A 13,683-nucleotide genomic window follows, 5' to 3' on the forward strand; every position below is an offset into this window, starting at 1 on the left:
GCTTCGATCCGGCGGTCGACACCGCGTTTCAGGGCTATGCGCCGATCAGCGAGCGATYGGATTTTCTCGATGAGACGGCGGGCTGGCTGGAGGGCGATCCGCAAGGGACGCTCGCGCAGCGGCTGGACGCGGGGCGCGTGCTGCAGCTGCGCAGCGGTGTCGCGATCGCGGCCGAGTTGCGCGACGTGGAAGACCTGGCGGGCCGCGCGATCGCGCGCGACGACGTGGGCGGCAGTGCCGACGTGGCGGTGAGCGGCACCTGGCCCGACGGCGCGCAGCGCTACCGGCACCATGCCCGCGTGCAGTGGCGCGCCGGCGGGTACGCGCATGTGCGCGAGGAGGGCGAGCCGTTCGGGATGACGCTCGCGAGCCTCGACCAGTTCATCGCGCTGCGCCAGGTGCAGCCGGACGGCAGCGGTTCATGGCGCGCGCTGCGCGGGCTGGATGCGAGTGCGGTGGAGATGGGCTTCGACGGCCAGGGCGGCGTGATCTTCCGCGACAGCTCGACGCTGCAGCCGCTGGGCGGTGCCGCGATCGAGACCTTCACGTTCGGCGGCGTGCCGGTGCTGCGCGTGCCGCTGAGCGAACAGGCCAGTGCGGCGGAGTTCGGCGTGCTCGGGGTCAGCCTGTATTTCGCGGTGTACCGGGGGGTGCATCAGTTGGACATGGTGGAGGCGGGGTGGATGGAGGTGGGTGGGGAGGGTCGGGGGGTGAACCGCTCCGCCGTGGATGCGCTGACGCGGGTCGTGGGAGTGCCTGCGATCGGGGGCTGAAATCAGCGGAAGATGTTCATGGCTTCCAATCCTTCCGAATATTCACTCAATGTCTTGTTGCCACCGTTGACCTTGCGCTTGTCGTTCTGTGCATTCCTTTTGCGAGGGGATGAATCCTCGCTTCTATCGTTGCGCGCAGGCTGGCCGCCATCGGCCTTGCGGTTGAGTTTCCGTGTGCCCTGGTTGCCGACGAATGACTCATTGCCCGTGCGGTCGGGATCCTTGCTGGGTGCGAAATCACGCTCCGATAGACCATCGAGAGTGGTCGACTCGCTGCCGCTTGAAGAGTCTTCCTGGGTCGAGACCAGCCCCGCCTTGCGGAGGGTCGCCATGGGATCGGGATCCAGCTCGCCCGGCTTCCGAGTCGGAGGGCTTGCCCATTTCCGCAGGAGCTTTGTTGAAAACAACGGCACGGGCTTCACCGCCTGGTCCCACATCTCCCCAAGGACCGAGGTTTCACACTCGTAATCGAAAGGCGGAGGCAGGTCGTTCGCGTCGATGTAGGGTGGTATGAGGGTGTCGAAGTCCTCGGCTCGCTGTCGCATGGATGACAGGCTGAACACCGGCATGAAATCTCGTTCCCCTTTCTTCTGGATTCCGCTGTTGGGCGGCACGACCACGCCGGCTGCCTTGTAGGCAGCGCGCATGTCGTTCTTCAGCTTCGTGTTCCTGTAGGTATAGCCGGAGGTCGAGCCACAGACGGGACCGACACAGGAGAACAGGCTGCCGACGAGATCGATCCAGTCGGAGCATGGGTTGTCGAAGCCGGCAATCAGCTGGGTCGTGCTCGACGCAACGGTGATCCCCGCCTTGATCGCGAAGAAGCTGCCATTGCCTCCCGCGCCGTTGGCAAACGCAACGCCGCCCTTGCTCGCAATCTGCGGGCCATTTCCCGTGCGAAGGTTGATTTCGGTTTCGGCACCCAATCGAGTGAGGCGTTCGTCGAACCACCTGGCGTGCTCCTCCTCGTCACAGGCTTTGTCGTCATACAGGAACCGCGCGTGACTGAGAGATCCGATGAGCTCGCTCATGACGTGAGGATGCAATAGATCTTTCTCATGGAGTGCCTGCAGGTTCCCCTCTTCAGCGTACTTGGCCGCGAGATCAGTTTTACCCAGTTGTTTCAGCAGCCGATCGACCGTGTCTTTCGTGGCCTGTGCCGCGTGGACCTCGGCCAGCGCGTGGCGGACGAAATCATCGATGGCGCCCGTTGTCTTCGCGATGGGGCCTTGGTCGCTGGAGTCATCGCTGCTGGAGGCCTTTGCTTCGCCGCTGCTGTTCGCCGTTTCCTTGGCTTCCTTTTCCTTGGCTTCCTTTTCCTTGATGATGGCATTGAACTCACTCTGGAGTCCCTCATACGTCAAGGGAATGCTTCGCCCCCCGTCGGGCCTGTCGGGAATGTATTTGAGCGCATCAGCGCTCTTGATGTGGCCGATGATGACCGACATGAAAACACTGCTGCGGAACTTCAGGACCTTGCTCATTGTTTTCATTCGCGTCATGAACGGGCCGACCACCAGCTTGTCCAGTTTCTTGCAATCGATCTTGTTGCTCCCCTCCGCACTGAGGTTGCCAAGCTCGGTCTGGCTGATCAACGCAAACAAGCTGGCAATCTTGTTGCAATGGTCCTTTCCGGACGCGGATCCCTGCGTGGATCGATAGAACAACACTTGGGTGAGGCTCAATGCCATCGAAACGACGCTTGCGGTGATCTTGCCGGCGTCGTAGCCGCTCGCGTTCGAGGCGATTTCATGGCCGGCCTTGATGACCGAGGCAAGGCCGTTGCACATGTTCAGCATGCTGCGCACCCACTTCCCATCGCCGACGTGGTGCTGAACGTTCGCTCGTGTCATCCGATCTCCGACCGCCAGTTCGTCGATCAACCGAGTCCGGTGCGCCCGCAGATCTTCATGTACCTCTGACGGGGCGGGGGGGTCGCTATCGCTCGACTGTTCTTCATTCGACCGTTCTTCGACTGGGGCCAGAGTCTTCAGCAAGTCCTCGATCAAGTCGCGATGGTCGATGAGTCTTTGCCGCTTCAGTTTTTCGGGGCCCGTCAGTTGCGAGGCTGTCCCGTCATTGTTCTTCCTCGTCATCTGCCCGATCAATCGCTCGGTGCGCGCCTTTCGCCTGTCCAGCTTCTCCTTCATGGTCTCGACGGCATCGTTCCCGGTTTGGCTTGCCTTGGCCAGGCTTGCCGCGATGACTTTCTTGACGAGCTTGAGATCCCGTTTGACATGAGCCATCGAAGGAGGGGGCGCATCCTTGCCCTTCCAGTCCTTGTAACTGGTGGTGGGTTGATCGGGCATGAACCGGGGTGCGACAAAGGCCGTTTCCTGTACGACCTTGCTTTGATTCGTGCCACTCCCCACGATCCCTACGCAGCAGGTGACGAACGACTGGAGGACTGCATAGGCAATGTTGAAGCTGGCCTTCGCGGTCTTCAATGCAACCGCATGAGTGGGCGCTGCCACCGCAGCGATGTCGAGAACCAACCCCAGGAGGGTCTTTGCAATCAGGAGCCCGCTGCTGAGGTCATTGACGAACACCGACGGGTCGACATAAGCATCGCCCATGTTCTTGCATCGACGCTTTGTTTCGTCAGTCCAATCGTCTTTGGTGGCCAATCCGTAGGCTTGTGCGAGTAGGGTGCCAAGTGCGGTTGCACGCCTTTCAATGTCGTGTTGATTGGTCCGGCCGGATTGCCGGTCCTCGCGCAGTTGCTGATAGCCGCGGTGGTAGTCCTTCATCAGCTTCTTGAATTCCGAGCCGTGCTTGAAACTCTTGCGCCAAGTCGTCCGTTCGGCCTGGATGGCGTTGTCAAGCGCCTTGATAGTTGCCTCGATACCTTCGCGCGAAGTGTCGCCACCGGTCAATGTCGATTGAACATTCGTATTCACTGAGAACGCTTTTCCCTTTGGGCGCGATCCGGATTCCATCTGCCCGTCTATCGAACTCGTCTCGTTCTCGACATCGTTGCCGGCATTGCTGATGCTGTTGTCAGGCGAGACGTGCCGGGATTTCAAGCAATAGAGCATGGTGCGTAGGAACTCAGATTTCGGAGAGGACGAGCGCCGTCGGAATCGGGACTCGCCCGCTGAATCAACGGGCTTCTTCGCCGAACAGGAACGGGCGCCACTTTCGGACGGCAACCGCGAGGCGTACCGCGCGGGCGTACAGCCGCTCAGCGTTTGCGGTGTCGAGGTCGTGCGTTTCGGCGCAGGTGACTTCCGCCGTGTCGGGGTGGATGCTGAAGCCGCTGCCTTGCAGCGTGCAGAATTGGAAATTCAGATGAAGCAACCGCTCGTACAGCCGCGCTTCATGCCCCGGTGGAACAGCCCCCATCCGGCACTCGATGACCAGTTGATCGCAGGCGCGGACACCGGTGACGCGAGTCAGTGTCAACGACTCCCCTTGCAAGGTGATGTCGACTGTCAGCAGGGGCATCGGGTAGTCCGATGGGGTGGACACGGCGTTGTGCATGCTGATGGCTCCGGTCTCGTCCATCAATGGCACATCACCCGAGGCATCGTGGCCCGCCAGTGAGCGACCAAGGGGATCAGGCCCTCCATCGTTCCGAGCACGCCCGACGCTGTGGCACCTTGCAAGGGCGACAGGAGGCTGTAGATCAGTTCCCGCGTGTCGGTGTCGAACACGAACATGCCGGCGGCTTGCCGTGCCAGGACGTGGTTCATCTCCAGCGCTGCGCGCATCAGCTCATCGGCCGGTGCTTCCTGGGGGACTGTGCAGAAGGCGCACTGCAGGGCAAACCGGCCGATCGCGTCGTCAGGATCGTCATGCAGCAGCCGGAACCCGACACCGTGCCATTGCAGCGTTGTCTGCCAGCCTCTTTCGAACGCGTCGCCGACGGGTGGCGGCGTCTGCCCGCGCAGGCGATAGAGCGATTCCGTCAACTCGATGAAGTGCCTTCGCCACAGGCGAATCTCGGTCGTCATGGTGTCTCCTGCAAGCTTTTCTATGGCTGCAGGTGACATCGCTGCAGCATCTTGCAGGTTGAGTAACAGCGCCGGTCCGTCGGTTCCCTGTGAACGAGGCGGCGGTACGCTCTTACTTCCTCATCAACGTACTCTTCCCGAACAACGACTCGATCAGATCCACCGCCACCTCCGCGGTCCGGTTGCGCACGTCCAGCGCCGGGTTCAGCTCCATYACGTCGAGCGAGCCGAGCCGGCCGGTGTCGGCGATCATCTCCATGCACAACTGCGCTTCGCGGTAGGTCGGCCCGCCGCGCACCGTGGTGCCCACGCCGGGCGCCACGTCGGGGTCGAGGAAGTCCACGTCGAAGCTCACGTGCAGGTGCGTGTTCGCGTCCAGCGTCGCCAGCGCCAGCTCCATCGCATGCCGCATCCCCATCTCGTCGATGTAGCGCATGTCGAAGACTTCCAGGTCCATCTCGTGCACGAAGCGCTTCTCGCCCTCGTCGACGCTGCGGATGCCGATCTGGCGGATCCACTTCGGGTTGATCGCCGGCACGTGCCCGCCGATCTCGATCAGCTCCTTCGGGCCGTGCCCGCACAGGCACGCCACCGGCATGCCGTGCAGGTTGCCGCTCGGCGTCAGGATGTTGGTGTTGAAATCGGCATGCGCATCGAGCCACAGGATGCGCAGCTTCTTGCCCGTCTCGCGGCAGTGCCGCGACACCGCGCTGATCGACCCCAGCCCCAGGCAGTGGTCGCCGCCCAGCAATATGGGCAGCCGCCCCAGCACCAGCTCGGCATGCACCGCGGTGTGCACCGCCTGGTTCCAGGCCACCACCTCGTGCAGGTGGCGGTAGCCGTCGACCGGCGGCAACCAYGGGTTCGACGGGCCGGCCAGGTTGCCGCGGTCGGCCACCTCCAGCCCGTGGCCTTCGAGCACCGGCAYGATGTTGGCCACGCGCAAGGCCTCCGGGCCCATGCTCGAGCCGCGCGTGCCGGCGCCGATGTCGGTCGGCGCGCCGATGATGCTGATCTGTTTGCTCATGTCTCGGGTCTCTTCAGAGGTCGGTCGCAAAGTGGTTCTTGTCATCAGGATCGACCTCGGCCAGCGCCATCCCGTACTCGGCCTCCAGCACGCTCCACGCCTCTTCCGCCGTCTCGACGAAGCGGAACAGCTGCAGGTCGACCTCGCTGATCATGCCGGTCTGCACCAGCAGCTCGAAGTTGATCAGCTGCGTCCAGAACTCGCGCCCGAACAGCAGGATCGGCCGGCGCCGGCACTTGCCGGTCTGGATCAGCGTCAGCGCCTCGAACATCTCGTCGAGCGTGCCGAAGCCGCCGGGGAAGCACACCAGCCCGATGCTGCGCATCAGGAAGTGCATCTTGCGCATGCCGAAGTAGTGGAACTGGAAGCACAGCTCCGGCGTGATGTAGGGGTTCGGCGCCTGCTCGTGCGGCAGCACGATGTTCAGCCCGATGCTCTTGCCGCCGACCTCGTAGGCGCCGCGGTTGCCCGCCTCCATGATGCCGGGGCCGCCGCCGGTCACGACGTAGATCGGCGTGGCGAGCGTCTTCGACCTCAGCGTGACGATCTCGGCGAACTTGCGCGCTTCATCGTAGAAGCGCGACATCGCCACATGCCGTTCGGCGATGCGCAGCGCCGTGGCATCGCCCGCGGCCTGCGCGTCGCCCAGCAGGCGCTGCGCGACATCCGGCGACACGATGCGCGCACTGCCGAAGATCACGATCGTCGACTCGATGCCCTGCTCGGTCTGCACCAGCTCGGGTTTCAGCAGCTCCAGCTGCATGCGCACCGGGCGCAGTTCCTCGCGCAGCAGGAAGGTGGTGTCGGTGAACGCCAGCCGGTAGGCGCTCTCGGGGCCGTCGTAGCGGCCGGCCGGGGCCTGGGGCTTGTCGGCCTCCTGGCGGGCTGACGGAAAATTGCGGGCGGTGAGGTCGGTTCGCTTGTCCATGGGGCGCAGCTTAACGCCGCTCGGGGTGTGAATTTCGGGCGTGAATCATCCGGCCTGCGAGAGCACGGCCGCGAAGGCCTCGCGCATCGCCGGGGTGCTGGCGGCGAGCGAGCGGCTCTCGAGCAGCGGCCGCCCGTCGCGCGCCTCGATCCCGGCCCCCGCCTCGCGCAGCAGCACGATGCCGGCGGCGGCATCCCAGGCGCCCATGTCGTGCTCCCAGAACGCGTCGATCCTGCCCGCCGCCAGGTAGGCCAGTTCCAGCGCCATCGAGCCGGAGCGCCGCACGCCGCCGAAGCTGCGCAGCACGCGGCCGAACTCGCCCAGGTAGCTCGCCATGCGCGGCGACGTGGGCTTCGGGAACACCGTCGAAGCCAGAGCGTCGATCGGCCGGGCCCGGTCGGCGCACTGCAGCGCCGCGCCGTTCAGCCGCGCGCCGCGCCCGCGGATCGCCGCGAAGAACTCGTTGCGGCAGGGGTCGAAGATCGTCCCCAGCACCGGCTCGCCGCCCACCACCAGCGCAACCGACACCGCGTACTGCGGGTAGCCGCGCAGGTAGTTGGCGGTGCCGTCCAGCGGGTCGACGACCCACAGCGGCGGGTCGCCATCGCCTGGCTCGCCTGGCGTACTCGCACCTTGCCGCCCGGTCTCCTCGCCGAGGAAGGCATGGCCCGGGTAGGCGCGGCGCACGACGTCGTGGATCAGCTGCTCGGCCTCGTGGTCGATCTCGCTGGCCAGGTCGCCCGGCTGCTTGCGCATCAGCGCCACCGCGTTCAGCCGCGAGCGCGAGGCCTGCAGGTGGGCGCCGGCCGCGCGCGCCGCGCGTTCGGCCACCCGGTAGGCGGCGAGCAGGTCGAGAGGTTCGGTCATCGCGGTCATCGGGCAGCATCCTTCCGGGACAACAGGCTCACGTAGTCGTGCTGGGCGGTGTTGATGGTCGATTCGCGGTGCTCCACCGGCTTGTCGCCGAAGGTCAGCGCGACGCGGTGCACCTGCATCACCGGCAGCCCGGCCGCGATGCCGAGCAGCCGCCCCACATGGCGGTCGGCCGCCGCGGCGCGGGCGCGTTCGCGCGCATGCACGACGGTGATGCCGAACTCGTTCTGGTACAGCTGGTACAGCGTGCTCGGCCGCTCGCGCAGCCGTTTCTCGGTCAKGCCCTTGAAGAGGCCGGCCGGCAGCGTCAGCCGGTCGAGGATGACCGCGCGGCCCTGCAGCGCGAGCCGGTTCTCGAACTGGAAAGCCGCGTCGCCGGCGCGCAGCCCCAGTGCCTCGGCCACCGGTTCGTCGAGCTTCGTGCGGTCGAACGACACCAGCTCGACGGAGGGCGCCTCGCGCAGCCCGTCGGCGCGCTCGACGTGGAAGAACTGGAACAGGAAGCGGTCGGCCGAGTGCGTCGCGACGAAGGTGCCCCGGCCCTGGCGCCGCACCAGGATGTGCTCGGCCGACAGCTCGTCGACCGCCTTGCGCAGCGTGCCGATCGACACGCCGAACGCGAGCGCCAGCTCGGTCTCGCTCGGCAGCGTCTGCCCCGGCGCCCAGGTGCCGGCCTCGATCGACTGCAGCAGCGCGCGCTTCACGACGCGGTACAGCGGCATGCCGGCCGACTCCGGGGCGATGGCCTCGAAGTGCGGACGGGCTGGCACGGGCGYGGTCGGCATGCCGCGATTCTACGGGCCAAAGGTCCAGGTCAACCAAGTCATATGGATGACTGGTTTGACAGCCGGGAAACGCCGGCCGATATTCGCCGCCATCGTTGCAGGCAGCCGCTGTTGCGCGGCAGGAGTTTCCGGATGATTCATTTCGTGTTGCACGACGCCCACGACAGCGTCGCGGTGGTGGTGGTCGAGGGCGTCAAGGCCGGCATGCCGCTGGCCGGCTGGATCATGGACGAGGACCGCATGACCGAGCTGGTCGCGCGGCAGGACATCCCGATCGGCCACAAGGTCGCGCTGCGCGACATGGCCGTCGGCGACACGGTGCTGAAGTACGGCATCGACATGGGCAAGGTGGTCGCGCCGATCAAGGCGGGCGAGCACGCCCACGTCCAGAACATCAAGACCAAGCGTTGGTAACGGGATCCACCATGGCAGTCATTTCGAAGAACACCACTTTCCTCGGCTACCGCCGCGAGAACGGCCGCGTCGGCGTGCGCAACCACGTGATCATCCTGCCGCTGGACGACCTGTCCAACGCCGCGGCCGAGGCCGTCGCCCACAACATCAAGGGCACGATGGCGATCCCGCACCCGTACGGCCGGCTGCAGTTCGGCGCCGACCTCGACCTGCACTTCCGCACGCTGATCGGTGCCGGCTGCAACCCGAACGTCGCGGCGGTCGTCGTGATCGGCATCGAGGACGGCTGGACCAAGAAGGTCGTCGACGGCATCGCCGCCACCGGCAAGCCGGTCATCGGCTTCGGCATCGAGGGCCACGGCGACCACGACACCATCCTGCGCGCCTCGCGCGCCGCCCGCGAGTACGTGCAGTGGGCGAGCGAGAAACAGCGCGAGGCCTGCGCCATCAGCGAGCTGTGGGTCTCCACCAAGTGCGGCGAATCCGACACCACCTCGGGCTGCGGTGCGAACCCGACGGTGGGCAACGCGTTCGACAAACTGCACCCGCTGGGCAGCACGCTGTGCTTCGGCGAGACCTCCGAGATCACCGGCGGCGAGCAGATCGTCGCGGCGCGCTGCGCGAATGACACGGTGCGCGAGCGCTTCATGTTCATGTTCAACCGCTACCAGGACATGATCAACCGCCACAAGACCAGCGACCTCTCCGACAGCCAGCCGACCAAGGGCAACATCGCCGGCGGGCTGACGACGATCGAGGAGAAGGCGCTCGGCAACATCYAGAAGATCGGGAAAACCTGCACCGTCGACGGCGTGATCGACAAGGCCGAGATCCCGACCCACCCGGGCCTGTGGTTCATGGATTCGTCGTCGGYCGCGGCCGAGATGGTGACGCTGTGCGCGGCGTCGGGCTTCGCGGTGCACTTCTTCCCGACCGGCCAGGGCAACGTGATCGGCAACCCGATCGTGCCGGTGATCAAGATCTGCGCGAACCCGCGCACCGTGCGGCTGATGGGCGAGCACATCGACGTCGACACCTCGGGGCTGCTGCAGCGCGAGATCACGCTCGACCAGGCGGGCGACCAGCTGCTCGAATCGATGCTGCGCACCGCCAATGGCCGGCTGACCGCGGCCGAGGCATTGGGCCACCGCGAGTTCGTGCTGACCCGGCTTTTCGAGAGTGCATGATCCGGCGATGAAGATTCTCATCACCGAATTCATGGATGCGCCGGCGGTGGCGCAGTTGGCCGCGAAGCACGAGGTCGTGCACGACGCGACGCTGGTCGACCACCCGGCGCGGATGATCGCGCTGGCGTCCAGCGTCGACGCGCTGATCGTGCGCAACCGCACGCAGGTCAGAGGCGAGCTGCTGGCGGCGCTCACGCGCTGCAGGGTGGTCGGGCGCCTGGGCGTCGGCCTCGACAACCTCGACCTGGCCGGCTGCGAGGCGCGCGGCATCCGCGTGATCCCGGCCACCGGCGCCAATGCGCAGAGCGTGGCCGAGTACGTCGTCGCGACCGCGATGCTGCTGCTGCGCGGCGCCTACGGCTCGTCGGCCGAGGTCGCCGCGGGCAAGTGGCCGCGAGCCGCATTGACGAATGGGCGCGAGATCGGCGGCAAGACGCTGGGGCTGGTCGGCTACGGCTCGATCGGGCAGCTGACCGGGCGGCTGGCGCGCCTGCTGGGCATGCAGGTCATCGCGCACGACGCCGCGATGCCGGCCGGCGCCGACCTGCCGTCGCTCGCGCTCGACGCGTTGCTGGCGCAGGCCGATGTCGTCAGCCTGCACGTTCCCTTGCTCGACAGCACGCGCCACCTGATCGATGCGCGGCGCCTGACCGCGATGAAGCCCGGCGCGGTGCTGATCAACACCGCGCGTGGCGGCGTCGTCGACGAGGCGGCGCTGGCCGAGGCGCTGCACGCCGGGCACCTGGCCGGCGCGGCGCTCGATGTCTTCGAGGCCGAGCCGCTGCCCGCCGGCAGCCCGCTCGCCGGCTGCCCGAACCTGCTGCTGACGCCGCACATCGCCGGCGTCACCGCCGAGGCCAACGAGCGCGTGTCGGCGCTGATCGCGGCGAAGGTGCTGGAGGCCCTCGCATGACGGTGCTGACGATGGACGAGGCGCGTGCGCGCGTCGCGGCCGCGCTGCAGCGCGCCGGCGCCAACGCCGCGATGGCCGAATCGACCGCCCGCGCGCTGGTGCTGGCCGAGGCGCAGGGCCTGGCCTCGCACGGGCTGAGCCGCGTCGCGCAGTACAGCGGCCACCTGCGCTGCGACCGCGTCAACGGCGCGGCGCAGCCGCAGGTCGTCAAGCGCAAGGGCGCGGCGCTGGTCGTCGATGCGCAGGAGGGCCTCGCGTTCCCGGCCTGCGACCTGGCCATTGCCGAGGCGATCCGCACCGCCGGCGAGCTCGGCATCTGCATCGTCGGCATCGTCAACAGCCACCACTGCGGTGTCGTCGTCGATCACCTGCGCGCGGTCACCGCGGCCGGCATGGCCGGGCTCGGCTTCTCGAACTCGCCGTCGGCGATGCCGGCGGCCGGCGGGCGGCATCCGATCTTCGGCACCAACCCGGTGGCGGCCGCATTCCCGCGGCGCGATGCCGACCCGCTGCTGATCGACCTGAGCCTCAGCGAGGTCGCGCGCGGCAAGCTGATGGTGGCGGCCAAGGAAGGCCGCAGCATCCCGCTCGGCTGGGCGCTGGATGCGAACGGCGAGCCCACCACCGACCCGAAGGCCGGCATGGAGGGCTCGATGCTCGCGATCGGCGCCGCCAGCAGCCCGAAGGGTGCGATGCTGGCGCTGGTGGTCGAGCTGCTCGTCACGGCGCTGATCGGCGCGAACTTCGGCTTCGAGGCATCGAGCTTCTTCGTCGACGAGGGCAACCGGCCGCACCTGGGCCAGACCTTCATCGTGATCGACCCGGGCGCACTGGCCGGGCGCGAGATGTTCCTCGACCGGCTGGAGGTGCTGGTGCACGAGATGCTGCGCGACGACGGCGTGCGGCTGCCGGGCGCGCGACGCGAGCAGCTGCGGCGCGCCGCGGAACGTGATGGACTGAACGTGTCGGAGGCGCTAGCGCAACAGCTGTCCTGAAGCTACGACTTTCCGCGCATATCGATAGGTTTGCAGCCAGCCCGCGTCGCGGGCAGCATGCCGGCCATTTGAAGGAGACGAGCGTGAAGCGACGAGCAGTACTGATCGGTGCCGCGGGCCTGTGGCCTGCGCTGGGCTTTTCGCAGGCGGGCGACTATCCGAAGCCCGGCGCGACGATCCGCTACGTGGTGCCGTTCCCGCCCGGTGGCCTGACCGACGTGATGGCGCGCCTGGTCGGCCAGCAGCTCGGCGAGCGCTGGAAGGTCAGCGTGGTGATCGACAACAAGCCCGGCAGCGGCGGGCAGATCGGCGCCGATGTGGCGGCCAAGTCGCCCGGCGACGGCAACACGCTGCTCGCGATCACGCTGACGCATGCGGCCAACGTCACGCTGTTCCCGAAGGCGGCCTACAACTTCTCGAAGGACCTGCGTCCGGTCGCGCTGCTGGCCGGCTCGCCGATCCTGGTGGTGGTGCCGGTGGCGAGCCCGATCCAGACGCTGAAGGACCTGACGGCTGCCGCGAAGTCGCGCAACCTGAATGCCGGCTCCAGCGGCAACGGCACGCCGCCGCACCTGACGCTCGCGCTGTTCAACGAACTGGCCAAGACCAACATCCAGCACGTGCCGTACAAGGGCGGCTCGCCGGCCATGACCGACCTGATCGGCGGCCAGCTCGACGTGGTGTTCTCGAACTTCCCCGAGAGCATCGCGCACGTGAAATCGGGCAAGCTGCGCGCGATCGCCATCGCCAGTGCTGCCCGCCACCCGCTGGTGCCCGAGGTGCCGACGACCGCCGAGGCCGGCCTGCCGGAGCTGCTGACCGAGAACTGGACCGGCCTGATGGCGCCGGCCTCGATGCCCGATGCCGCGGTGAAGAAGCTCGCCGCCGAGGTCGTGCGCATCATGCAGACGCCCGAGCTCGAAGAGCGGGCGCGCACGCAGGGTTTCCGCATCGATGCGCGCGGGCCGGAAGCCTTCGCGAGCTTCCTGCACGACGAGGTCGCCCGTTGGGCGAAGGTGATTCAGTCCGCCAACATCAAACCCGACTGATCAGGCGTGGCCGCGCTGCCCGCACACCGGGCAGTGGGGCTGGCGGCTGAGCCTGACTTCGTTCCATTCCATCCGGCGGGCGTCCAGCATCTGCAGGCGCCCTGCCAGCGAGCTGCCGATGCCGGCCAGCAGCTTCAGCGCCTCGGCGGCCTGCATGCTGCCGATGATGCCGACCAGCGGTGCGAGCACGCCCATCGTCGAGCAGGCGACCTCCTCGAACGCCGCATCGGGCGGGAACAGGCAGGCGTAGCACGGCGCGGTGTCGTCGCGCGTGTCGTAGACCGAGATCTGGCCGTCGAAGCCGATCGCCGCGCCCGACACCAGCGGCTTGCGGTGCGCCACGCAGGCGGCGTTGACGGCATGGCGAGTCACGAAGTTGTCGCTGCAGTCCAGCACGACGTCGGCCGCGGCGACCAGCGTGTCCAGGCGCTGCGCGTCGGCGCGCTCGGTCAGCGCATGCACCCGCACGTCGGGGTTGATCGCTGCGATGGAGCGTGCGGCCGAGGCCGCCTTCGGCTGGCCGACGCGCGACAGGTCGTGCGCGATCTGGCGCTGCAGGTTGGTCAGGTCCACGGTGTCGTGGTCGACGATCGTCAGCGTGCCGACGCCCGAGGTCGCGAGGTACAGCGCCACCGGCGAGCCGAGCCCGYCGGCACCGATCACCAGCGCATGCGAATCGAGCAGCCGCTGCTGGCCGGCGATGTCGAGCTCGTCGAGCAGGATGTGGCGGGAGTAGCGCAGCAGCTGGTCGTCGTTCATCGGGGCAGATATGAGGGTGGAGGG

General features: G+C 67.0%; 14 protein-coding genes. 6 read left to right on the forward strand and 8 right to left on the reverse strand.

Going from position 1 to position 13,683, the window contains the following annotated elements; all coding sequences use genetic code 11:
* Positions 1-773: hypothetical protein (locus AC1D12_RS10190; RefSeq protein WP_477840247.1), on the forward strand; the 773-nt coding region annotated here is incomplete at its 5' end.
* Between the two features lie 2 nt (positions 774-775).
* On the opposite strand, the gene AC1D12_RS10195 is transcribed toward AC1D12_RS10190, so the two are convergent.
* From AC1D12_RS10195 to AC1D12_RS10225, 7 genes are all read right to left on the reverse strand, one after another.
* Positions 776-3,811, reverse strand: a complete 3,036-nt coding sequence (locus tag AC1D12_RS10195) for a hypothetical protein (protein ID WP_477840249.1) — start codon at positions 3,809-3,811, stop codon at positions 776-778.
* Between the two features lie 64 nt (positions 3,812-3,875).
* Positions 3,876-4,256 carry a CesT family type III secretion system chaperone gene (locus AC1D12_RS10200; protein WP_477840251.1) on the reverse strand — a complete coding sequence of 127 codons (381 nt, stop codon included), beginning with the start codon at positions 4,254-4,256 and terminating at the stop codon, positions 3,876-3,878.
* 23 nt (positions 4,257-4,279) lie between these two features.
* Positions 4,280-4,729: a type III secretion system chaperone family protein gene (locus AC1D12_RS10205; RefSeq protein ID WP_477840253.1), complete on the reverse strand. Its 450-nt coding sequence runs from the start codon at positions 4,727-4,729 to the stop codon at positions 4,280-4,282.
* A 112-nt stretch (positions 4,730-4,841) separates the two neighbouring features.
* On the reverse strand, positions 4,842-5,756 hold the full coding sequence (rocF, locus tag AC1D12_RS10210; protein ID WP_477840255.1) for an arginase: 915 nt from the start codon (positions 5,754-5,756) through the stop codon (positions 4,842-4,844).
* 13 nt (positions 5,757-5,769) lie between these two features.
* Positions 5,770-6,684, reverse strand: coding sequence for an LOG family protein (locus AC1D12_RS10215; RefSeq protein WP_477840257.1), 915 nt, complete (start codon positions 6,682-6,684; stop codon positions 5,770-5,772).
* A 45-nt stretch (positions 6,685-6,729) separates the two neighbouring features.
* A complete protein-coding gene (locus tag AC1D12_RS10220) occupies positions 6,730-7,560 on the reverse strand; it encodes an inositol monophosphatase family protein (RefSeq protein ID WP_477824999.1) in 831 nt (276 codons plus the stop codon).
* Positions 7,557-8,342: a GntR family transcriptional regulator gene (locus AC1D12_RS10225; protein WP_477840259.1), complete on the reverse strand. Its 786-nt coding sequence runs from the start codon at positions 8,340-8,342 to the stop codon at positions 7,557-7,559. Before AC1D12_RS10225 ends, AC1D12_RS10220 begins: the two co-directional genes overlap by 4 nt.
* 132 nt (positions 8,343-8,474) lie before the next feature.
* On the opposite strand from AC1D12_RS10225, the gene AC1D12_RS10230 reads away from it, so the two are divergent.
* The 5 genes from AC1D12_RS10230 (at position 8,475) to AC1D12_RS10250 (ending at position 12,900) form a co-directional block, all read left to right on the forward strand.
* The gene (locus AC1D12_RS10230; protein ID WP_047503134.1) at positions 8,475-8,756 is read left to right on the forward strand and encodes a UxaA family hydrolase; all 282 of its coding nucleotides are present in this window, start codon (positions 8,475-8,477) and stop codon (positions 8,754-8,756) included.
* A gap of 11 nt (positions 8,757-8,767) precedes the next feature.
* Positions 8,768-9,943 carry a UxaA family hydrolase gene (locus AC1D12_RS10235; protein WP_477840261.1) on the forward strand — a complete coding sequence of 392 codons (1,176 nt, stop codon included), beginning with the start codon at positions 8,768-8,770 and terminating at the stop codon, positions 9,941-9,943.
* A 7-nt stretch (positions 9,944-9,950) separates the two neighbouring features.
* On the forward strand, positions 9,951-10,856 hold the full coding sequence (locus AC1D12_RS10240) for an NAD(P)-dependent oxidoreductase (RefSeq protein WP_477840263.1): 906 nt from the start codon (positions 9,951-9,953) through the stop codon (positions 10,854-10,856).
* Positions 10,853-11,851, forward strand: a complete 999-nt coding sequence (locus tag AC1D12_RS10245; RefSeq protein WP_465113818.1) for an Ldh family oxidoreductase — start codon at positions 10,853-10,855, stop codon at positions 11,849-11,851. The genes AC1D12_RS10240 and AC1D12_RS10245 overlap by 4 nt, the downstream gene beginning before the upstream one ends.
* A gap of 83 nt (positions 11,852-11,934) precedes the next feature.
* The gene (locus AC1D12_RS10250) at positions 11,935-12,900 is read left to right on the forward strand and encodes a Bug family tripartite tricarboxylate transporter substrate binding protein (RefSeq protein WP_465113817.1); all 966 of its coding nucleotides are present in this window, start codon (positions 11,935-11,937) and stop codon (positions 12,898-12,900) included.
* Here the strand turns inward: AC1D12_RS10250 and AC1D12_RS10255 are convergent, their stop codons facing one another.
* A complete protein-coding gene (locus tag AC1D12_RS10255; RefSeq protein ID WP_477840265.1) occupies positions 12,901-13,659 on the reverse strand; it encodes a HesA/MoeB/ThiF family protein in 759 nt (252 codons plus the stop codon). It abuts the gene before it with no gap.
* Positions 13,660-13,683: the final 24 nt, after the last annotated feature.

The sequence above is a fragment of the Rhizobacter sp. P1_G5 genome, assembly GCF_056405435.1.

What these genes read in the sequence shown, in the direction of transcription:
- AC1D12_RS10195 (WP_477840249.1), bottom strand. Translation starts at nt 3,811, where the DNA reads ATGCTCTATTGCTTGAAATCCCGGCACGTCTCGCCTGACAACAGCATC.
- AC1D12_RS10200 (WP_477840251.1), bottom strand. Translation starts at nt 4,256, where the DNA reads ATGCACAACGCCGTGTCCACCCCATCGGACTACCCGATGCCCCTGCTG.
- AC1D12_RS10205 (WP_477840253.1), bottom strand. Translation starts at nt 4,729, where the DNA reads ATGACGACCGAGATTCGCCTGTGGCGAAGGCACTTCATCGAGTTGACG.
- AC1D12_RS10215 (WP_477840257.1), bottom strand. Translation starts at nt 6,684, where the DNA reads ATGGACAAGCGAACCGACCTCACCGCCCGCAATTTTCCGTCAGCCCGC.
- AC1D12_RS10220 (WP_477824999.1), bottom strand. Translation starts at nt 7,560, where the DNA reads ATGACCGCGATGACCGAACCTCTCGACCTGCTCGCCGCCTACCGGGTG.
- AC1D12_RS10230 (WP_047503134.1), top strand. Translation starts at nt 8,475, where the DNA reads ATGATTCATTTCGTGTTGCACGACGCCCACGACAGCGTCGCGGTGGTG.
- AC1D12_RS10240 (WP_477840263.1), top strand. Translation starts at nt 9,951, where the DNA reads ATGAAGATTCTCATCACCGAATTCATGGATGCGCCGGCGGTGGCGCAG.
- AC1D12_RS10245 (WP_465113818.1), top strand. Translation starts at nt 10,853, where the DNA reads ATGACGGTGCTGACGATGGACGAGGCGCGTGCGCGCGTCGCGGCCGCG.